The sequence below is a fragment of the Paraburkholderia lacunae genome, from assembly GCF_003353175.1.
Lineage (GTDB): Bacteria > Pseudomonadota > Gammaproteobacteria > Burkholderiales > Burkholderiaceae > Paraburkholderia > Paraburkholderia lacunae.
Genome location: NZ_QHKS01000002.1, coordinates 26,151 through 46,962, shown reverse-complemented (window position 1 = coordinate 46,962; position 20,812 = coordinate 26,151). Strand labels below are relative to the sequence as shown.

The following is a 20,812-nucleotide window of genomic DNA, read 5'->3' as shown; positions in this document are numbered from 1 at the left end:
TCCGTCACTCTTCGAGCAAAGCGTCCGTCGGCGCCGTTTCGCGTTGATGGCGCGTCAGCAGGAAGTAGACGTAGCCAAGCGCGAGGAAGATCGCGAACACGATGGCCACCAGGAAATTGAAGTAGGCCATCGTCGCCAGACAAATCACCGCGGCCACCAGCGCGAACGCCGGAAAGAACGGAAACAGCGGCGCGCGGAAAGGACGCTCCATGTTCGGGTCCGAGCGACGCAGCTTGAACAGCGCCAGCATGCTGATGATATACATCACGATAGCGCCAAACACGGACATCGTCACGATGTTCGCCGTCAGCGTCTGGCCGCCGAACTGGATCAGCTCGTCGCTGTAGATCGCAGCGATGCCGACCACGCCGCCCGCGAGAATCGCGCGATGCGGCGTCTTGAAGCGCGGATGCACCTTTGCGAGCCACTCCGGCAGGAAACCCGCGCGAGCCAGCGCGAAGATCTGGCGCGAGTAGCCGAGGATGATGCCGTGAAACGACGCGACGAGCCCGAACAAGCCGAGCCACACCAGCATGTGCATCCAGCCGCTATGTTCGCCGACGATGAATTTCATCGCTTGCGGCAGCGGGTCGTTGATGTTCGACAGCTTGGTCCAATCGCCCGCCGCGCCCGCAAACACCATCACGCCGATGGCGAGCACCACCAGCGTCAGGATGCCGGTCACGTAGGCGATCGGAATCGAGCGCTTCGGGTTCTTCGCTTCCTCGGCCGCCATCGCGACGCCTTCAATCGCGAGAAAGAACCAGATCGCAAACGGGATCGCCGCGAACATGCCGTGGAACGAACCCATGCTGAAGGTATCCGCGCCCGACCAGCCGCCCTTCGTGAAGTTGGTCCACTGGAAACCTGGCGAAACGACGCCCATGAACACCAGCAATTCGAAGATCGCGAGCAGCGTCACGCATAACTCGAAGGCCGCGGCGATCTGCACGCCGACAATATTCAGCGCCATGAAGACGAGATACGCGCCCATTGCCGCGTGCTTCGGCTCGAGGCCGGGAAACTGCACGTGCAGATACGCGCCGATCGCGAGTGCAATCGCGGGCGGCGCGAATACGAATTCGACGAGCGTCGCCGCGCCTGCCAGATAACCGCCGGTCGGACCGAACGCGTGGCGCGCGTAGGCGAACGGGCCGCCCGCATGTGGAATCGACGTGGTGAGTTCGGTGAAACTGAAGATGAAGGTGGTGTACATCGCCGCGATAAAAACCGCCGTGATGACGAAGCCGAGCGTGCCGGCGCTCGCCCAGCCGTAACTCCAGCCGAAGTACTCGCCCGAAATGACGAGACCGACCGCGATCCCCCATAGTTGCCACGTACCCAGCGTCTGTTTCAACTCGTGATGCGTGACCTTACCGACGTGTTGATTCCTGGCTTCTGAATTCATCGGGTGCTCCCTGATGTTGCCGCTTGCTCGATGCCGCAAGGTTTTGCGGTGCATGGGCGGACAGGCTTCAGCCGATGGTAGTGAGCCATTAATCGAGGTGTTATCGAAATTCGGCAATTTTCAGACCGCACACGTGTCAGCGGACGCTTACATGCACCGACCCGCGGTACGCGAAATCCGCAGGATTTGGTAAATGGGGACGTGGTACTTTTGTCCGCATCCGTTTAGCAAACTTCTGTGGGTTGGCTCATGAACGAATCAGGCAATCGGGCACGCTATGAAACGCGGCTGGGCCGCGTGCTCGACCATATTTACGATCATCTGGACGAGCCGCTGGATATCGATTGTCTGGCGGAAATCGCCTGCTTGTCGCCCTATCACTGGCACCGGATCTACCAGGCGATGTACGGCGAGACCGTGGCGACCACCGTACGGCGCTTGCGGCTGCATCGCGCGGCTGGATACCTCGCGAATGGCGCGATGCCGATCGCGGAAATCGCCGAACGCTCCGGCTACAGCAGTTTGCAGTCTTTTTCGCGGACCTTTCGGGCGGCGTTTGGCGTGCCACCGGCGCAGTATCGCAAGCAAGGCACACATAGCCGGTTTCGCCCGGCGCTTTCAGGAGACAAGCAAATGACGATGCATGAAGTGGTGATTCGTGACGTGGAGCCGATGGAGATTCTGGCGGTAGATCACGTTGGACCGTATATGCAGATCGGCAAAGCGTACGACGGTTTGTTCGGTTGGCTGGCGAAACACAATCTGTTGGCGGCGCAGATACGAATGATCGGGATCTACTACGACGATCCGGGTGTGGTGGCGGAAAGCGATTTGCGGTCGAAAGCCGGCGTGCTGTTGCCGCATCCGGTACAGGCAGCTGTGACGGTCAGTCCGCCGGTTGCTGTGGTGCATGTGAAAGGCGGTCGATATGCGGTGCTGCGGCACAAGGGGCCGTATAGCGATATGCGTGCGGCGTATGAGTGGCTGTATGGAACGTGGCTGGTGCAGTCGGGAAGTGAAGCTGCGGATGCGCCGGTGTTCGAGGAATATCTGAATAGCCCGAAGGAGACCGCGCCTTTGGATCTGTTGACGGAGATTTGTTTGCCGTTGGTTTGATGCTTTGCCGGCTCCGTGCCCGCTTTGTGCCCCCTTGTGCAGCGCGGTTCGCTGCTGCCTCTCTGGTTTTTATAGTCTTTGTATATGTATACGTAGTAATAGTTAACAAGCAGCGCGCCTGGCTGTGGATAACTTCAATCTTCTTTTACGGATCAAAGGTCTGCTGAATCGATAACCCTGCGGAGCATGGGCGGACAGGGGCACGGAGCCAGGGACAACTTTTGCTCGGAATTGCGAGGTTGGGTTTTTATCAAAGTTTCGCTCACAGGGTGTCAGGTGGCTTTTACAAATGTTGTCCAGAGGGGGGTGTGGATAAGTGGGTTAACTTATGTGGCCCTCAGTCTGCCAAGTCGTATGACGTGCTGCGCCCCCCCGTTGTCGATTTTTTTAACATCCCTAACGCGACCAGTTCGCCGAAGTCACGCAATGCCGTATCCGGCGAACACTTTGCAATCGCAGCCCATTTGCTACTGGTTAGCTTCCCGTCGAAACCCTCGAGCAGGCGACTCACCAGTTTGACTTGCCGCTCGTTTAAAGGCGCGCCTGCCCAGCGCTGCCAGAAACGTGCCTTCGACAGCACGACGTTCAGCGTGAGCTGGGCGTTGTCGACTGCGCGATGCAAAGCACCGAGAAACCAGGCGAGCCACTCGGTGACATCGAGTGTGCCTTTTTGAGTGCGCTCGAGAATGTCGTAATAATCGTTCCGCTCACGCTGGATCTGTGCCGACAAACTGTAGAAACGCTCGGGGCTGCCGTCGGCACGCGCCAGCAACAAATCGCCGATGGCTCTTGCAATGCGGCCGTTGCCGTCGTCGAACGGATGCAGTGTGACGAACCAGAGGTGGGCGAGCCCAGCCTTGAGTACCGGTGGATCGGATGAATCGTTATTCAGCCAGGCGAGAAAGCGGTCTGCTTCCAGATCGAGACGTCTGGCGGGCGGCGCCTCGAAGTGGACCTTCTGACGACCTATTGGGCCGGAAACGACCTGCATCGGCCCTTTGGAATCGTCGCGCCAGTTGGCGACGCTGATGCGGGACATGCCGCTGAACCCCGTTGGAAAAAGCGCGGCGTGCCATGCGAACAGACGCTCGCGCGACACCTCGGCCGAGCATTTCAGCGTGGCGTCGAGCACCATCTCCACGACGCCTTCGACATGGCGATCGACGGGCGCGAGCGCGCCAATTTCTACACCGAGCCTGCGAGCTATCGACGAACGCACCGATGCGACGTCGAGCTGTTCGCCTTCTATCTCGCTGGTTTTGACGACGTCTTCAGTCAGCGCGGCAAGACTGGCCTCGCCCCGTAGCGCCATGCCGATATCGGCAAGACGCCCCAGCAATAGACCTTGGGCTCGGGAGACTTCCGAGAGCGGTTCCGCGAGGCGTGACAAGTCGTAACGCCATGCAGGCCATTCAGGGGCTTCCCAGATGTACAACCAATCTCCGCTATTCATGCGGAGATTATGATCTATTTTCCATGCACATACAAATTATTCTCCGCAAAAAATACGGAGAATAATGGTGTTATTCGCCGCTTAGCGCCATAGATTTGTTGCGTGCGACTGATTGTCGAGCGGGATTGGATGGGGTGGTGTGACAAGGTTTAGGCGGGCAACATCATGGGCAAGAGCCCCAACATAGTCGTCCGCCGAGCCTTTGTGGGCCTCGGCGACCAGAAACGTGGACTATCATCGCGGTTTGCGACCCCGACCGTCTCCGCTTTTCCAACGCTCGCGCCATGAACTTCGACTATTCCACGCTCGACGCACTACGCCAGAACCATCCGGCATGGCGGCTGCTGCGATCGGACCACGCGCCGCTCGTGGCAAGCTTTCTTCATCGAACTTTCACTGCGCCCAATGTACGCGTGATATCGCAGGCGGACCTAGCCGAAGCTTTGGAAGACGAACTGTATGCTTTGCGCGAACAGCTTGGTCCCACCACATTCCCCAAAGCGGCTTCCGATTACCTTAACGACTGGGCCGCCAACGACAAAGGCTGGCTTCGCAAGTTTTATCGTCAGGATTCGGACGAACCGCATTTCGATCTCACTCCCGCTACAGAAAAGGCCATTGCGTGGCTTGGCACATTGACCGAACGTAGTTTCGTCGGCACTGAATCGCGCTTGCTTACTTTGTTCGAATTGCTCAAACAGATGAGTGAAGGCAGCGAAAGTGACCCCGAGACACGGCTTGCCGAACTACATAAGCGCCGCGCTGAGATCGATGCGGAGATCGCCCGTGCAGAGGCCGGTGACATTTCGATTCTGGATGACACCGCGCTGAAAGATCGCTTCCAGCAGTTCACAGCGATCGCACGTGAACTGCTGACCGATTTCCGCGAAGTCGAACACAATTTCCGTGGTCTCGATCGCCGGGTGCGTGAGCGTATTGCCCTGTGGGACGGAGCAAAAGGCGAACTGCTTGAGGAAATCATGGGCGAGCGCGATGCGATCGCCGACTCGGATCAGGGGCGGAGCTTCAGGGCGTTCTGGGACTTTCTGATGTCGAGCAGTCGCCAGGAAGAACTGACCGTGTTGCTCGACCGCGTGCTGGCGCTCCCGCCCGTGGCGGAACTCAAGCCCGACGCGCGTACACGACGCGTTCACTATGACTGGCTGGAAGCGGGGGAGCACACGCAGCGTACCGTCGCATTTCTATCACAGCAGTTGCGGCGCTTTCTCGACGATCAGGCATGGCTCGAAAACCGCCGCATCATGGATATCCTGCATGGCGTGGAAGCTAAAGCGCTGGCCTTGCGAGACACGCCGCCAGCCGGGGAGGTCATGACCATCGCCGACACGGCAGCCGAAATCGAACTGCCGATGGAGCGACCACTCTATGCCCCGAGCCTCAAACCGCGCATCGCCGCCATCGCCATCGAGGCCGGCGATGCCGACATCGACGCCGCGGCGTTGTACTCCCAGGTCGTAGTCGACAAAGCCAGACTGGCATGGCATATCCGCCATGTCCTGCAGGACCGCTCGCAAGTGACGCTGCGCGAGCTTTGCGACATCCAGCCTCTGCAACAAGGTTTAGCTGAACTGGTCGCCTACCTGCAACTTGCCGGCGACACATTCAGCACTGTGGTGGACGAGCAGGTCAGCGAAACGATCGTCTGGAGTAGCCAGAAGGACAGCGGCGAACAACGGACCCGGCAGGCGAGCCTGCCGCGAGTCATTTTCGTGAGATAAAGATGCAGGAACAGGAACACGATGCAACAGTCTCGACGCACGATCTGTCGAGCCTTCTGATTCCGTTGCTTAAAGGCGTGATTTACCGGGATGCGGATACGGCTCTTTGGAGCGCGCTGCTCGACTTGCAATCCCGCGTAAGGGATTACGTCACGGTGCTGAATCTCGAGTTGGTGCTCGACGAAGCAGAGGGCTATGCGTTCCTGCGCTCACGCCCCGATAACGACGATGACGATTCGCCTGCCTTGCCCCGCCTTGTCGCGAGACGCCCGTTGTCTTTTCCAGTGAGCCTGATGCTGGCGTTGCTACGCAAGAAACTCGCCGAGTCCGATGCCGGCGGTGGAGACACACGGCTCATTCTCACGCGCGAGCAGATTGTGGAAATGGTCCGCGTATTTCTACCCGCAGGCAGCAACGAGGCCAAGCTGATCGACCAGATCGATACGCATATAAACAAGATCATCGAACTCGGTTTTTTGCGTAAGCTGAAACCAGCCGCCGGCAAGCAAGAGGGGCAAGCCACCGCGTTCGAAGTACAGCGAATTCTCAAGGCGTTTGTCGACGCCCAGTGGCTCGCCGATTTCGACGCACGGCTCGCGGCCTATCAGGCGCAACTCGGCACGGCAGCATCAAGGAACGCAGATGACTGACATGCAACTGCCCGGACTCGATTTCGTCGCCGACGACGCACTGTCCGGTTTTCGCCTGCATCAACTGGAGGTCTTCAATTGGGGGACCTTCGACCGCCGGGTGTGGACGCTGAACCCCGACGGCAAGAACGCGCTGTTGACGGGCGACATCGGTTCCGGCAAATCGACACTCGTCGATGCCGTGACGACGCTGCTGGTTCCCGCGCATCGCATCGCCTACAACAAGGCTGCGGGCGCCGACAGCAAGGAGCGCACGCTGCGCTCGTACGTGCTCGGCCATTACAAGTCGGAACGCAACGAAGCCAGCGGCACGGCCAAGCCGGTGCCTTTGCGGGACCACAACAGCTATTCGGTGATTCTCGGCCGCTTTCACAATGCAGGCTATGACCAGACCGTCACGCTCGCTCAGGTGTTCTGGATGAAAGACGCGCACGGCCAACCCGCGCGGCTGTTCGTCGGCGCGGAACGGGCGCTGTCGATTGCGGCAGACTTCGCCGACTTCGGACCGGACATCTCCGGTCTACGCAAAAAGCTGCGAGCGCTCGGCGCAGAAGTGTTCGACAGTTTTCCGCCATACGGTGCATGGTTCCGTCGGCGCTTCGGGATCGAGAACGAGCAGGCGCTGGAGTTGTTTCATCAAACGGTGTCGATGAAGTCGGTGGGCAATCTGACGGATTTTGTCCGTAGCCACATGCTCGAGCCGTTCGATGTCGCGCCGCGCATGACTGCGCTAATTGGCCACTTCGACGACCTGAATCGCGCCCATGAAGCGGTGTTAAAAGCCAAGAGGCAGATGGAGCGGCTGAGTCCTCTCGTCGAGGATTGCGAGCGGCACGCGCTGCTGGTATCGCAGGTCGAAGATCTACGGGCCTGCCGGGAGGCGCTTAAATCGTATGCCGCCGACCTCAAGCTCGGTTTGCTCGACCGACGAATCGAGAATCTCGCCGCGGAATGGGAGCGACAGGACGCTCATGTCAAGCGACTCGACGCAATGCGCTCCGCGCAGCGTATCGAGGAAGGCGAACTGCGGCGCAATATTGCCGAAAATGGTGGAGACCGGCTGGAGCGGCTGGAGGCCGAGATTCGATCGAAGGATGCGGAGTGCACTCGGCGCAGGCAGAAAGCGCAGCGTTTCGACGATCTCGCGCAGATGGCCGGCGAGCGAGTTCCTGAAGACGAACCTGCCTTTCTTGCGCTGCGCCGGCGCCTCGCCGAGCGTGTCGAAACCGCGCAGTCGGACGAAGCACGTCTGCAAAACGACCTGACCGAACACGGCGTCAGTTTCCGCACAGGCAGACAGGAGCATGACGCGCTGTTGGCGGAGATCGACAGTCTGAAGAGCCGGCGCAGCAATATCCCGGCGGAACAGATCGCGATGCGCGTGGCGTTGTGCAACGCCCTCGCGCTCCCCGAAGCAGACGTATGCTTCGCCGGCGAATTGCTACAAGTGCGCGAAGATGAGCGCGATTGGGAGGGCGCTGCCGAGCGCCTGCTGCGTAGTTTCGGCCTGTCGCTTCTGGTATCCGATGAACACTACGCCGCTGTCACCGAATGGGTTGACAGGACCCACCTCAAAGGGCGACTCGTTTATTTCCGGGTCCGGCAATCCGCAAGACGTGAGCGCGCCGAACTGCATCGGGACTCGCTGGCCCGAAAGCTCTCCGTGAAACCCGACTCGCCGTTTTACGACTGGCTCGAATACGAAGTGGCGCAGCGCTTCAATGTTGTCTGCTGCGACACCCAGGAGCAATTCCGCCGCGAAACACGTGCCATTACACGCGCCGGTCAGATCAAGGCGCCGGGCGAACGGCATGAGAAAGACGATCGCCATCGACTGGACGACCGCCGGCGCTACGTGCTGGGCTGGACCAATACGGCAAAGATTCAGGCGCTCGAAGCGCAATCCGGACAGTTGGCGGCACACCTGAGCGAAGTGGGCGCGCTGATCGGCAGGATTCAGACAGAGCAAAGTGAATTGAAGACACGCCTGAACGCGCTGTCGCTGCTCAACGAACATGCGGACTATCGCGAGCTCGACTGGCACGCCGTCGCAGTAGAAATCGCCGGGTTGCGCGAAGAGAAGACTCGGCTGGAGTCGGCCTCAGACCTGTTGCAAGAACTGACCCAGCGTCTGAATCAAGTCAGCACCGCTCTCGCTGACATCGAAACGCAACTCGATGGGCACAAAGCGGAGCGCACGCGTACCGAAGAGCGGCAGCGCATTGCGCATGATCTACACGCGCATACCCGAGCGATTCTCGACGACCCGGCTTACGCGACTCACACGGCTTACTTCACCCGGCTCGCCGATCTGTGGTCCGAGGTGCTCGGCAAGCACCAACTGACTGTTGAATCCTGTGACAATCGCGAGAGCGATATGCGCAAATGGCTGCAGGACAATATCGACGCTGAAGAAAAGAAGGTTTCGCGTCAGCGCGACAAGATCATCGACGCCATGCGGGCCTACTGCACTGCTTTCCCGCTTGAGACGCAGGAAGTGGATGTCGCCATTGAAGCAGCGGCAGAATATCGCGCAATGCTGGAGACATTGAAAGCGGACGATCTGCCGCGCTTCGAAGCCCGCTTCAAAGATTTGCTCAATGAGAACACCATTCGTGAAGTGGCCAACTTCCAGTCGCAACTCGCTCGCGAGCGCGAGACGATCAAAGAGAGGATCGCGTTGATCAACGAATCGCTGACGCAAATCGACTACAACGCCGGCCGCTATATCGTTCTGGAAGCGCAGTTGAGCCAGGACGCAGAGATTCGTGACTTTCAGAGCGACTTGCGTTCGTGTACCGAAGGCACACTCACAGGCTCGGAAGACGTGCAGTATTCCGAGGCCAAATTTCTGCAAGTCAAACAGATCATCGAGCGATTCCGCGGGCGCGAGGGGCTGACGGAGCAGGATCGTCGTTGGTCGGCGAAGGTCACTGACGTGCGCAACTGGTTCGTGTTCGCCGCCAGCGAACGTTGGCGCGAAGATGATAGCGAGCATGAGCACTACTCCGACTCTGGTGGCAAGTCAGGCGGGCAAAAGGAAAAGCTCGCCTATACGATCCTGGCCGCGAGTCTTGCTTATCAGTTCGGTCTCGAGTGGGGTGCCGTGCGCTCGCGCTCGTTTCGCTTCGTCGTTATTGACGAAGCATTTGGCCGCGGATCCGACGAGTCCGCGCAATACGGTCTGCGGCTGTTTGCCCAGTTGAACCTGCAGTTGCTGATCGTCACCCCGCTGCAGAAGATTTATATCATCGAGCCGTTTGTTGCCAGCGTTGGGTTTGTCGACAATAAGGAGGGGCGCGAATCGAGGCTGCGCAATCTGTCGATCGAGGAGTACCGCGAAGAAAAAGGCAGGAGCGAAACGTGAGTTGGACCACACCGGCCGATCTGCGCACGCAGGTCAGCAGGCTTTGGGAGCGAGGTGAACTGCTCGCCGGCGTCGCAACAGGAGCGTCGTTGTTTCCGAAGCGCCTCGTGCTTAAAGGCCCTACGTCTGCTGAGATCACAGAGCGCTTCGAAGACATTCGTCAATGGAGTAGTTCGCTCAGGACAATGGCGCATTGCCGCCTTGAGATGCGCGAGTTTCGGCATCGAGTTTTCGGCACCAATGCGCTGCCCGTTGAAGTCTGGATCGACTCATTCGAGGATGCCGTCGCGTTGATTGGAAAACAACGCGACGCGGCACGGTTCGCATTGTTGCTGGATGTGACCCGTGCGCGCGAGCCGCGCCTTGTTCCGTGGCTCGCGAAGAGACCTCTAAGGGCGCTTGAACTTGCTGAGGTGTGGGGGCGGCTGCTGGATGTGTGCGTTTGGCTCGAGCGGCATCCGCGTCCCGATGTATATCTGCGGCAGATTGATATCGCAAACGTGCACACCAAATTCATCGAGGCCTATCGCGGTGTGCTTTCGGAATTGCTGGACGTCGTACTGCCCGCGGAAACAGTGGATTCCGCACGATCCGGTATCGGCCAGTTCGCAGCGCGCTATGGATTACGAGAAAAACCGTTGCGTATCCGCTTCCGCGTGCTGGATGCGAAGAAGGCGCTATTTCATCCCGCCAGCGCCGAGCAGGACGTCACGCTGGACGCCGCCAGTTTTGCTCGCCTGAACCTCGAGGTTAGCCGGATTTTTATCACTGAGAACGAGATTAATTTTCTGGCTTTTCCGCCGGTTGACGACAGCATGGTTGTCTTCGGCGCAGGATATGGTTTTGAAATGCTCGCAAACGCCAACTGGCTTTCGCGTCGGCGCATTTGTTACTGGGGCGATATAGACACGCATGGGTTTGCGATTCTCGATCAACTGCGCCATCAGTTCGATCACGTCGAATCGTTCTTGATGGACCGGGAAACGCTTTTGGCGTTCGAATCGCAATGGGATCGGGAGGACAAACAGACGTTGCGGGATTTGCCTCGCCTCAATCGCGATGAAGAGGCGTTATACGACGATCTGCGCGATAACCGTTTGCGCAAGAATCTGCGGCTGGAGCAGGAGAAGGTCAGCTTTGGGTGGGTTGAGGCGGCGCTCTGCAAGTTGGGGTGAGCGCCGAGGTCTTGCGACATTCTTTCGTGATTGACCTTCCGCTCGTCACGCCTTGACGCAACCGGCGATCGGACGGTGCGAGTGTATCCGTCAGCGGAGCCCGTGTTGACGGTGTGGCGCGGTTAACCATCAGATGTTGTGGCTCTGTGCTGTCCAGCTCGTAAATGTCCTTCGCTCAGCCCCTTTAGACGAATAGCGCATTTTTGCGATCTCAGAGCTCCAATCGACAAGTTAGCGTTTGTGCGGCGTGCTTTTATTGCAGATAGGGAAATATTTCATGGCGGTCCAAGGCAATCAATAGAACAAGAAATATTTTCCGAAATGCAAGGCTCATTAATCCGTTTTGGCTAAAATATGTATAGATTTGACATTTTAAATGCGATATTAATTTGCCTTCCTCCAGAAATGTTTTGTAGAATCGCCGCGATAACGCGGGGGCGCGTATTGAATAAGAAAGGCGGATCGGGGTATGGGAGCGCAGGACCTAATCAGCACAATCAACGGCGGGCTGTCCCAGACTGACCGCCTGCTAAAACTCGACACCCCGCTGGCCTCCAACACGCTGGTTCCCCAGCGTGTCGTCGGCAGTTCGCGTCTGGGCCGTCACTTCGAGTTCACCGTCGACGTGGTGTCCACCACGGGCAGCGTCGAGCTCAAGACGCTAATCGCGCAGCCGGTGACGCTGTGGATCCAGCAGACCGACAAGTCCTATCTCCCACACAACGGCTACGTGCACACCGCCCGACGTCTGGGCTCCAACAGCGGCCTGACGAGCTACCAGCTCGGCTTCGCCTCGTGGATGCACTTCCTAAAGTTCCGGCGTGATCAGCGCATCTGGCAGGACAAAAGCGCTGACGAGACAATCACGGACGTCTTCAACATGCATCCCCAAGCCTTGGGGCTGTTTCAGTTCGCGCTGTCGAAACCGCTTCCCTCGCGCTCGTACTGCCGCCAGGACGAGGATGACTGGAACTTCGTGCACCGGCTGCTGGAGTCCGAAGGACTGTATGGATTCTGGCAGCAGGCGCAGGACGGCAAGTCGCATACGCTGGTGATCACCGACCGGCTGCAGACGCTCGATGCGCTGTCTCCGGAAGCGGTCACGTTCTACCGCGCCGGCACAGACAGCGAGACCGACGCGCTCACGCAGTGGTCCGGCACGCGCACGCTGCAGAGCACGATGCTCACCACCCGCACGTTCGACTACAAGAGTCCGTCGACACAGTTCAACCCGAAGGGCACGAACGTGCCGACGATGCCCAACCAGGGCAGCCTGCCGGACCAGGCCGAGGTGTACGAGTACACCGGCGCATACACGTATGCGAAACAGGACCGCGGCGATCAGCTATCTGGTATCCGGATGGAGGAATGGGAGTCGCGGGCCAAACGGTTTGTCGGCGTAGGCGGCGTGCGTCGGGTGGACGCGGGACGCCGTTTCATCCTGAACGGCCATCCGGACCACGATCGCGATCAGGCGCGTCAGAAAGAGTTTGCGGTAATTGAAACGGCGTGGGTGATTGCTAACAACCTGCCGGTGGGCGATCAGGGGCCAACCTTCCCGCATAGCCTGCAGGGCACACTCGATGAGGTGCGGGCGAGTCACCCCGCTGATAAAACGTTCAAGGTTTTGCACGCCGATGGCTCCGAAGGCTTCTACCTGACGGAGATCGAGGCGCGGCGCGTTACAGTCCCGTACCGCAGCGCGTTCGAACACAAGAAGCCTGAGATGCACCTTGAGTCCGCTATCGTGGTCGGCCCGCAAGGTGAGGAGGTGTACACGGACGAGCTGAACCGAATCAAGGTGCAGTTCATCTGGGATCGACTAAACAGCGGTGATGAGCGGGCCTCGTGTTGGGTGCGGGTAGCGCAGTCGGATACGGGCAACGGGTACGGTGGCGTGCATATGCCGCGAGTTGGAGAGGAGGTGCTAATCGACCATATTGGCGGGGATTGTGACCGGCCAGTGGTGATCTCGCGCATGTATAACGGTGCGACGAAACCCCAGTGGCATTCGAACGGCCTGCTATCGGGTTATCGGTCCAAAGAGTATGGCGGTAACGGCTTCAATCAACTTGTGATGGACGATGCGACGAACCAGAACCGCGTTCATCTGTACTCGAGTAGCTACAACTCGCACCTGCACCTGGGCTACCTGATCCAGCATTCGGACAACGCGCGTGGTGGTTTTCTGGGCAGCGGTTTCGACCTGAAATCCGACGCTTACGGTGCGATTCGGGCGGGACAAGGTTTGTATGTTTCGACGCATCCCACGTCGGCGGGACAACCTTTGAATTCTCAGCCGGCAGGCGAGCAATTGATCAATGCGGAAAGCGTCATCGAAGCGGTGTCCGAGGCGAGTGTCGCGGGTCAGGCTGAAAGCCTCCGAGCGGGCCACGAAGCTCTGAAAAAGTTTACCGACGCAAGCCAGCGTAGCGTGCCAGGACGCGAGTCGACTGGAGGGCGAACCGCAGGTGGCGGTACGGGTAGCGCGAACGGATTTTCGACACCCATCATGCTGATGGCCAGTCCATCTGGTATCGCACTGTCGACTCCGCAGTCGACTCATATCGGTGCGGACCAGCACATCAACGTTATTAGCGGGCAGGACACCTACCTTGCTACCGGAAAATCGCTCGTACTGAGTGTCGTGGAAAAGATCAGTCTGTTCGTGCAAAAGGCTGGCATCAAGATGTTCGCGTCGAGCGGCAAGGTGGACATCCAGGCCCAGAACGATGAAATGTCTCTGAGCGCGCTCAAGAATCTCACGATACGCAGTACCGACGCAGAACTGGCGTTGTCAGGGGCTCAGGATGTCAAGCTAAATAGTATCGAAAGTCAAATCACGATCGCAGCGAAACAAGGCATCACCCTGACGAGCGGCGGCGCATACGTGAAGATTGCGAACGGCAATATCGAGCTGGGTTGTCCGGGTAGCATCACCCTCAAGTCCGGCAATTTCCATTGGGAAGGACCCGCGCAGCTGTCCGATTCGGAGAACCTGTGGCCCGGCCAGATTCCCGCTAACTTCAGCACGAAGGTCTTGCTGGACAAGCAACTCCAGGAGCGCATGGGGATGACGGACGCGATTCCCTATCAGTTCGTCAGCGATAGCGGTGCCGTGATCGCAAAGGGGATGATCGATGAGTCCGGCTCAACGCAACGCGTCTTCCACACGAACACCGAAGCCCTAAGCGTACTGCTCGGAAAAAAGGGCGATTGGCTCAAGACCGAACACAACGACGCCGACTGCGGTTGCGGAGTCGACCATGCGGCCGAAGTGTCTCCAGATTTTGTTCAACTCGTGAATCAGCAACCCCATGAAACCGACGAGGCCGGCGCGAGCGAAGACGGAAAATCGCTTCAATCGTCGATCAACTCAAACTCGGCACCGCTCGCCAATGCGGATACGAGTGAATTCCAACGCTCGCTGATCGAACATCTCATATTTAATGACCCGGAAATCAAACAGGCCATTTTGGATGGTGAGGACTAACGCATGAAAATCGTCGCACTCTTGTGCTTGGCTCTCTGTATTTCCGGAGCCTATGGTGCCGACACCAAACCTGTCGCCGCGAATGCGGAATTGAAATTGACGGACGGTGCGAACGACGTAGTGCTGACTGGCATGACCGTAAGAGTCATCAAAGGCTACGTTGGCACACTGACGGCTCACAGCTATGACACGTTCACCAGCTACGTCCTCCCGGAAAAATCCAGCGGCACTTGGCTACAGATACCGGTCGATCAGCCTGACGGCAGCATTTCCGAATTCAGAACGGTGGAGTCCGCGGACTCGACCGTGCAGGCCATTGCCATGTATCGCTCGGCGGGTAAGCTTTACGCTGTTGTGGCGACCAAAAATGGCGGTAGCCCGCCCGATTTGTATTTAAAGCCTGCACCGATTACCTTCAAGGTTTATCGGTTCAACGGCAGCCTCGATGTGGCTCGATTCAAGTTGGAGCAGACGTCGAGCAGCAAAGCGGCCTACATGGACGCGGGCGATGCGCTGACCAAAGAATTCTTCTCGAAGTAGAGGCTACTCATGTTCGTCAGAGCAACCTACGATCGCGAAAAAAGAACCGTTCATTACTTCGATGAAGATGGCAATGAAACACTCTACATAGGCGGTTCATTTGCGTGGCGCACCAACAATCCCGGCAACCTGACCAAGCCGCGTGCTTACGTCATGAAGTCGGCTATTGGCTACGCTCAGCGCACGAGCAATGCAAAGTCGTTGTTCATCATTTTCCCCGACCGCGCAGCGGGTCAAGAGGCGCATCAGAAGCTGCTTAAAGAAGTCTACGGTGACAGCACCATCCGCGGCATGATCACTGTCTATGCACCACCGTCTGAGAACGATACTGAAGGCTATATTGGCTTCGTGACAAAGAAGGCGGGCGTTTCGTCCACCGATGTCGTTGGTTCACTACCCGACGACAAGTTCAAAGCGGTGTCTGCAGCGATGGAGCAAAAGGAGGGCTGGGTTCCGGGGGTAATCAAGTCCTTGGGTAAACCGGTTCAGGTTCAGATGCTCGACAAGCTGAACCAGCCTTTCGCGGGACAGGCAATGCAGATCAAGGGAGCAAACGCCAGTTTTGATGCAAAAACCAATGACAACGGCGAACTGCCTTGGATCTATAGCGGCTTGCTCGGGCAGGACGTCAGTATCCTCTACAAGCGCGAGTTGGACGACCACGAGAATGTAGGGCAGATTTCCACATCGGCGGCGTCCAACGCTTTCACGTTCAACGCCCCGTACCATCTGGTCTCCACACGTCCTCGGCTGCATGCAAAAGATGAATCCGCACGTCCGCGCGTACACATCGTCCAGCCCGGGGAAACGCTGTCGTCGATCGCGGCGAAGTACGGGACGACCGTTGATGCGATGGTCGGCACAAATGGATTGAAGGATGCGAATCACATTTACGCGCACCAGCATCTCAAGGTTCCCTCGGGCGATGCTCAAACTCAACCGGCCGATCAACCACATGCACAGGGTACCAACGCCAAACCGCAGGCGACGGTCACCGCTGCCAAACCCACTATTGGCTCTGCCACGCACGTTAGCGGCACTGCGGTGAACAGCGCTACGGGAGATAACCCGCCAGCGGCAACGCCGCAGGTGGCGGCGCCAGTCAGCACCGGCAGCGCGGCGAGTAGTGGATCGAATGCAACTCCACATCCGTCAGCTAGTGGAGCGCCTGCCGGTTCGGCCGCCACCGGCGCTGCCGCTCCTGCGGGCGTTGTACATCAGCACGCTCCAAACGGCCATCCCCAGACCGTGGTTAGCTCACCCACGCTTGAGCCAAGCGGCGTGGCGTGGTGCAGCAGGTTTCCAGGCAGCGCGTCGCTCAGTTCACTGAACGACTCTTTCAAGGCCAGCGCCAGCGCGTTTATCGGCGCAATGCGTGATGCCAACATCTCAGTGAGGATCAATGCCGCGCTTCGGCCCATCCAGCGCTCATACCTCATGTTCCATGCCTTTGAAATTGCTAAAGGGCGCGAGCGCCCGGACCGGGTGCCGCCCTATTCGGGCGTTAACATAGATTGGGTACACCGCAACGCCGACGGCAGCATGGATCTGGACGCGTCGGTTAAGGCCGCAAAGGAGATGTGCCGGGGCTATGGCATCAATGTCAATTCGGCGATGCAAGCCGTTGGGAGGCCTGGTCGGTCTCGCCACAATTACGGCGCAGCAGTCGATCTGAATATCACCGGGTACGTAGGCAAGCGGGTCAAGGATGCGGCGGGCCATGACGTCGAGGTTAGGTCATTTGCCGACCTGAAGCACGTTGGCGATGGCTATGGGGTGACTTATTATCCCCACGAAAACATGCATTGGTCTGACACGGGTCATTAATTAAGGAAAATTATGAGAAGGATCGCAGTATCGGTTTTTGTCGCTTTGATCTGCAATTTTGCGAATGCCCAACAAACCCCGATCGTTGGCGTGTGGGAGCAACTTCCTGTTGCCAATGCTAGTGGCGGACCCAATGCGGTGCGCCACAATATTGTTTTCGTCGATAAAAAAATTGCCGGCGATACGGTGTTCAGCGGACTGGTTGATGCCGGCACAAAGAACGGCGTGCTTTGTTGCGTGAAAGTCAGCAAGAATTCGTCCGTCACGCTGGCGGAGTTGCTGAAAAAATATCAGTGGGATGACGACATCGCAGATCACCTCAAGAAGATCACCGGCTGGAAATATATCTACGAAGCGAGCCTCGTCGATCAGTCAGCGCAGAATCCGAGGATGCGCAAGTTGGTAAAAGACTTAAGCATGCCCCCTGCTTTGTCGCCGTATTCCGCAGCTATCGTTTCGGGAAAAATTGCCGGCGAAGAAGTCGATAAGAAATTTTCGACTAGCGATGGAGCGATCTCTTTTTCTACGCAATCGTCACAGAACAAGAACGTTATCCAGTATAAGTTTTCGGTCAACGGCGAGCCGGTGAAATTGACGGAAGAGATGTTTGCCGATTGATTGATGAAGCTGATTCAGCTCGCGAGGATGGTAGTCGATGGCGTCGGGTGTCGACTCAACTGACGGGGGAGTTATGCCGGGTGTGATACGGGTCGGTGACCGTACCAGTTCGAATGGTGAAGTGCTGGGTGGTTCGGCTAGCTGTTTCTTTATGGGAAAGCCCGTTGCGAGAATCGGGGACCCTGTGTCCTGTCCCAAACATGGAGACAACCACATTGCCCATGCCACGTCGCAAGCTCGTCACAAGGGCTTGGAAGTGGCGCAACACGGCGACGCATGTGAGTGTGGTTGCACGCTCATTTCTTCGCTGCCTACGGGTGGTCTTAGATAGCGGATATCGCTTCGTAGTTATAAGAGCGGTCTCCAGCGACCCGTCCGGCTGGCCTGCACGCGTGTCGGTTACGATCATGTAGATCGGGTGCAAGGCGCTGCTGTCGGTGACTCTCTGCACCGACAGCGGCAAGTCCGCCCGCGTCGACAGGCATGTCACGCGACCAGTCATGCCTGAGCACAGCCCTCACTGATCGAGGATCCGTACTTGCTCAACGCTCGCCTAGCTGAGCCCCGGCGCGGGCGGTAGGCGAGTTCGGCTCGCGTCAGCGAAGGAACGCAAAGGCGGTCAACAGTCCCCTGCATCGAACAGGACGCAACGCGGCCGAGTTTGCCGCCCCTGCTCCACCACGTCCCGGCCACGCGCCCTCGCGGCCAAATAAATAACGCACGCATCAAACCGCCCGGTCTTATATCATCACCTTTTATTGAGATAGGGACGACGCGACCCATTCGTCGAGCAGGGACGCCCCCGGTGCCCTATTTCATGCCGCAAGACCGATCCGATTAGTTATCCCCAGCCGTCTGGGGGAGCCATCATCCGAAGAGATTTTGAGATGCAAAGTGACCTCGCTAGCTTGCGTGACCTCGTTCGTCAGTTTGCGGATGAGCGCGACTGGGACAAGTTCCACACGCCGAAGAATCTGGCGACAGCTCTAAGCGTCGAGGCCAGCGAGCTACTGGAGCCATTTCAGTGGCTGACCTCCGGAGACAAGAGCGAACTGGACGAAGGCAAACAAGCTGCCATTCGTCACGAAATGGCGGACGTATTGCTATACCTCGTCCGCCTTGCAGACAAGCTTGATGTCGACCTCTATCAAGCCTGTTTGGAAAAAATGGATGTCAATCGGGCGAAATATCCCGCCGAAAAAGTCCGGGGGGATTCGCGTAAGTACTCCGACTACCAAGACTAAGAATCAAACCAAAACTAAAACAAAAATCAAAGACCAATGCGACTGTACGCAAACCATTGCAAGACATTCATCGAAGACTGCGAGCGCAACCAGATCGCAGAGAAGCTACGTACCAGCTTCCAGCTATACGCCAAAAATCCGTCACCGAGTGAATTCCAATCCTGGCAAAACTCCCTGCGCGCGCTCGCACTCATTTTTTCGCGCGCCGGGTTGACCAACCAGGGAGTCATGCTCGAGTTTCAACTGCCGACGAACTCGAAGCGTATCGACTGCTTACTATGTGGCTTCGCGAAAGATGGAACGCCGACGGCCGTAGCGATCGAGCTGAAACAATGGCAGGCATGTGAGGAGTCGGCGGGGGACAACGAAGTCTCAACGTTCATTAATGGGTCTGTCCGCGACGTATTGCATCCCTCTGCTCAGGTAGCGCTATACGCGTCCTATCTTCGGGACAATCATGAAGCTTGCTACGCGGACGAGACTCCGATTGAAGTTGCGGCTTGTGCCTATTTACACAACTACCATTCGCACCCAGCTGATCCGCTCCGGGCGCCTAAATTCTCGGCGTTGCTGGATGCGGCACCGACGTTCAGCGCCGACGACGTAGACGAGTTCGTCAAGTTTCTGGTGGAGCGGGTTGGAGGCGGCGACGGTCTGGAAGTGCTTAGTCGCATGGAAGAGAATCGCTATCGTCCTAGCAAGAAGCTGATGGACTATGTTGCGTCCGTGATCAAGAACAACCCGGAGTACACGCTGCTTGACGAGCAGCAGGTGGCGTTCGACGCCGTGATGACCGCTGCGCGTCGCGGAGTGCATGACCGTCAGAAGCAGATCATCATCATCAAAGGCGGTCCAGGCACCGGCAAGTCTGTGCTGGCGGTCAACCTCGTAGCAAGTTTGCTATCAAGTCACTACTCGACGCACTACGTGACCGGCTCCAAAGCGTTCACTGAAACGCTGCGGAAGATAATTGGTTCGCGAGGTCAGGAGCTGTTTACGTACACGAACGACTACGTAGGCGCGCAGGCTGATTCCGTAGATGTGCTGGTCACTGACGAAGCACATCGTATCCGAGACGTGAGCAGCAACCGCTTCACGCCGGCGAACAAGAAATCCGGTCTGAAGCAACTGGAGGAGTTGATCGCGGCCGCACGTGTTTTGGTATTTCTCATCGACGATCATCAAATCGTACGCCCCGATGAGATCGGCTCCGTCGCCTACATTCGGGAGTACGCGCAGAAGTACAAGTGCGCGGTGCACGAGTTCGAACTCGAGGCCCAGTTCCGCTGTAACGGCTCAGATGCGTTTGTTCGCTGGATAAACACGATGTTGGGCATCGATGATCGTCCGCGCTTCGAATGGAACGATCACGGCGCTTTCGATTTCCGGATTTTTCAGTCTCCGGAAGCTTTGGAAAACGCCATCAAGGATAAGGTGCAAGCGGGTGCGACTGGCCGGTTGACGGCCGGCTTCTGTTGGCCTTGGTCCGATCCTAACAAGGACGGTACGCTTCAGGCCGACGTCGTGCTCGGAAACTTCAACCGTCCGTGGAACGCAAGGCCCGATTCGGGGCGGCTTGCTGCAGGCATTCCGAAATCGTCGCTTTGGGCGCATCACCCGAACGGGATTAACCAGGTCGGATGCGTGTATACCGCCCAAGGTTTTGAGTTCGACTACGCCGGGATCATCTTCGGACGGGACCTGCGCTTCGATCCATCTCAAGACGCGTGGGTCGGAGATAAAACTAAGTCGCACGACACGACTGTGAAGAAGTCGAAGGACGACTTTACACGGCTGGTGAAGAACACATATCGCGTCCTGCTCTCTCGCGGCATGAAAGGCTGTTACGTCTGCTTCGCGGACGCTGAAACCGAGGCCTACTTCAGAAGCCACGTTGCTGGAGCATTACAGTAAGTAGTGTCTTGCAGAGGGCGCACAAAGGTGGCCGCGCAAATTCGGACAGTCGGATAAGTGGAACGCTCGGGGCCTGAGCCGGCGATAATGCCGGCAAAGGAACCAGGAAGTTGGAGGAGGTGGGGTTTGAGATTAGTGGGAGGATCCGGGTGGAGGTCGAGAGAGGGAAGCTGACTATTACGCCTGCGTGAGACGAGAACACGCGCGCGCCGACTACCTGTCAGGTCCGGTCCAGGCTAATACATGTTAGCCGACAGGGTCCGTTCGC

The 20,812-nt window shown here is 57.9% G+C and carries 14 protein-coding genes; 12 read left to right on the top strand and 2 right to left on the bottom strand.

What is annotated here, in order from left to right; genetic code table 11:
- Positions 1-4 precede the first annotated feature (4 nt).
- Positions 5-1,408 (bottom strand): ethanolamine permease, encoded by a 1,404-nt coding sequence (gene eat / locus DLM46_RS02990; RefSeq protein ID WP_115099313.1) that lies wholly within the window; start codon positions 1,406-1,408, stop codon positions 5-7.
- Between the two features lie 249 nt (positions 1,409-1,657).
- On the opposite strand from eat, the gene DLM46_RS02985 reads away from it, so the two are divergent.
- The gene (locus DLM46_RS02985) at positions 1,658-2,524 is read left to right on the top strand and encodes an AraC family transcriptional regulator (protein WP_115099312.1); all 867 of its coding nucleotides are present in this window, start codon (positions 1,658-1,660) and stop codon (positions 2,522-2,524) included.
- Positions 2,525-2,861: 337 nt separating this feature from the next.
- Here the strand turns inward: DLM46_RS02985 and DLM46_RS02980 are convergent, their stop codons facing one another.
- On the bottom strand, positions 2,862-3,977 hold the full coding sequence (locus DLM46_RS02980) for a Fic family protein (RefSeq protein ID WP_115099311.1): 1,116 nt from the start codon (positions 3,975-3,977) through the stop codon (positions 2,862-2,864).
- A 284-nt stretch (positions 3,978-4,261) separates the two neighbouring features.
- On the opposite strand from DLM46_RS02980, the gene DLM46_RS02975 reads away from it, so the two are divergent.
- The 11 genes from DLM46_RS02975 (at position 4,262) to DLM46_RS02925 (ending at position 20,544) form a co-directional block, all read left to right on the top strand.
- Positions 4,262-5,716: a DUF3375 domain-containing protein gene (locus DLM46_RS02975; RefSeq protein ID WP_115099310.1), complete on the top strand. Its 1,455-nt coding sequence runs from the start codon at positions 4,262-4,264 to the stop codon at positions 5,714-5,716.
- A 2-nt stretch (positions 5,717-5,718) separates the two neighbouring features.
- Positions 5,719-6,366: a DUF4194 domain-containing protein gene (locus DLM46_RS02970; RefSeq protein WP_115099309.1), complete on the top strand. Its 648-nt coding sequence runs from the start codon at positions 5,719-5,721 to the stop codon at positions 6,364-6,366.
- Positions 6,359-9,733, top strand: a complete 3,375-nt coding sequence (locus DLM46_RS02965; protein WP_115099308.1) for an ATP-binding protein — start codon at positions 6,359-6,361, stop codon at positions 9,731-9,733. The genes DLM46_RS02970 and DLM46_RS02965 overlap by 8 nt, the downstream gene beginning before the upstream one ends.
- Positions 9,730-10,908, top strand: coding sequence for a Wadjet anti-phage system protein JetD domain-containing protein (locus DLM46_RS02960; RefSeq protein ID WP_115099307.1), 1,179 nt, complete (start codon positions 9,730-9,732; stop codon positions 10,906-10,908). The genes DLM46_RS02965 and DLM46_RS02960 overlap by 4 nt, the downstream gene beginning before the upstream one ends.
- A gap of 469 nt (positions 10,909-11,377) precedes the next feature.
- Entirely contained in the window at positions 11,378-14,401 is a 3,024-nt protein-coding gene (locus DLM46_RS02955; RefSeq protein WP_115099306.1) for a type VI secretion system Vgr family protein, read from the top strand.
- A gap of 3 nt (positions 14,402-14,404) precedes the next feature.
- The gene (locus tag DLM46_RS02950) at positions 14,405-14,941 is read left to right on the top strand and encodes a hypothetical protein (RefSeq protein ID WP_115099305.1); all 537 of its coding nucleotides are present in this window, start codon (positions 14,405-14,407) and stop codon (positions 14,939-14,941) included.
- A 9-nt stretch (positions 14,942-14,950) separates the two neighbouring features.
- On the top strand, positions 14,951-16,768 hold the full coding sequence (locus tag DLM46_RS02945; RefSeq protein WP_115099304.1) for a LysM peptidoglycan-binding domain-containing protein: 1,818 nt from the start codon (positions 14,951-14,953) through the stop codon (positions 16,766-16,768).
- 12 nt (positions 16,769-16,780) lie between these two features.
- Complete coding sequence (locus DLM46_RS02940) at positions 16,781-17,386, top strand: hypothetical protein (RefSeq protein WP_115099303.1); 606 nt, start codon at positions 16,781-16,783, stop codon at positions 17,384-17,386.
- 37 nt (positions 17,387-17,423) lie between these two features.
- Complete coding sequence (locus DLM46_RS02935) at positions 17,424-17,717, top strand: PAAR domain-containing protein (RefSeq protein WP_341868569.1); 294 nt, start codon at positions 17,424-17,426, stop codon at positions 17,715-17,717.
- A 556-nt stretch (positions 17,718-18,273) separates the two neighbouring features.
- Positions 18,274-18,630, top strand: a complete 357-nt coding sequence (locus DLM46_RS02930; protein WP_115099302.1) for a nucleotide pyrophosphohydrolase — start codon at positions 18,274-18,276, stop codon at positions 18,628-18,630.
- A 36-nt stretch (positions 18,631-18,666) separates the two neighbouring features.
- Positions 18,667-20,544 (top strand): DUF2075 domain-containing protein, encoded by a 1,878-nt coding sequence (locus tag DLM46_RS02925; RefSeq protein ID WP_115099301.1) that lies wholly within the window; start codon positions 18,667-18,669, stop codon positions 20,542-20,544.
- The last annotated feature ends 268 nt before the right edge of the window (positions 20,545-20,812 follow it).

Coding starts and splice junctions, on each gene's coding strand:
- DLM46_RS02925 (WP_115099301.1), top strand. CDS start 18,667: ATGCGACTGTACGCAAACCATTGCAAGACATTCATCGAAGACTGCGAG.
- DLM46_RS02950 (WP_115099305.1), top strand. CDS start 14,405: ATGAAAATCGTCGCACTCTTGTGCTTGGCTCTCTGTATTTCCGGAGCC.
- DLM46_RS02930 (WP_115099302.1), top strand. CDS start 18,274: ATGCAAAGTGACCTCGCTAGCTTGCGTGACCTCGTTCGTCAGTTTGCG.
- DLM46_RS02940 (WP_115099303.1), top strand. CDS start 16,781: ATGAGAAGGATCGCAGTATCGGTTTTTGTCGCTTTGATCTGCAATTTT.
- DLM46_RS02985 (WP_115099312.1), top strand. CDS start 1,658: ATGAACGAATCAGGCAATCGGGCACGCTATGAAACGCGGCTGGGCCGC.
- eat (WP_115099313.1), bottom strand. CDS start 1,408: ATGAATTCAGAAGCCAGGAATCAACACGTCGGTAAGGTCACGCATCAC.
- DLM46_RS02955 (WP_115099306.1), top strand. CDS start 11,378: ATGGGAGCGCAGGACCTAATCAGCACAATCAACGGCGGGCTGTCCCAG.
- DLM46_RS02965 (WP_115099308.1), top strand. CDS start 6,359: ATGACTGACATGCAACTGCCCGGACTCGATTTCGTCGCCGACGACGCA.
- DLM46_RS02970 (WP_115099309.1), top strand. CDS start 5,719: ATGCAGGAACAGGAACACGATGCAACAGTCTCGACGCACGATCTGTCG.
- DLM46_RS02945 (WP_115099304.1), top strand. CDS start 14,951: ATGTTCGTCAGAGCAACCTACGATCGCGAAAAAAGAACCGTTCATTAC.
- DLM46_RS02980 (WP_115099311.1), bottom strand. CDS start 3,977: ATGAATAGCGGAGATTGGTTGTACATCTGGGAAGCCCCTGAATGGCCT.
- DLM46_RS02975 (WP_115099310.1), top strand. CDS start 4,262: ATGAACTTCGACTATTCCACGCTCGACGCACTACGCCAGAACCATCCG.
- DLM46_RS02935 (WP_341868569.1), top strand. CDS start 17,424: ATGGCGTCGGGTGTCGACTCAACTGACGGGGGAGTTATGCCGGGTGTG.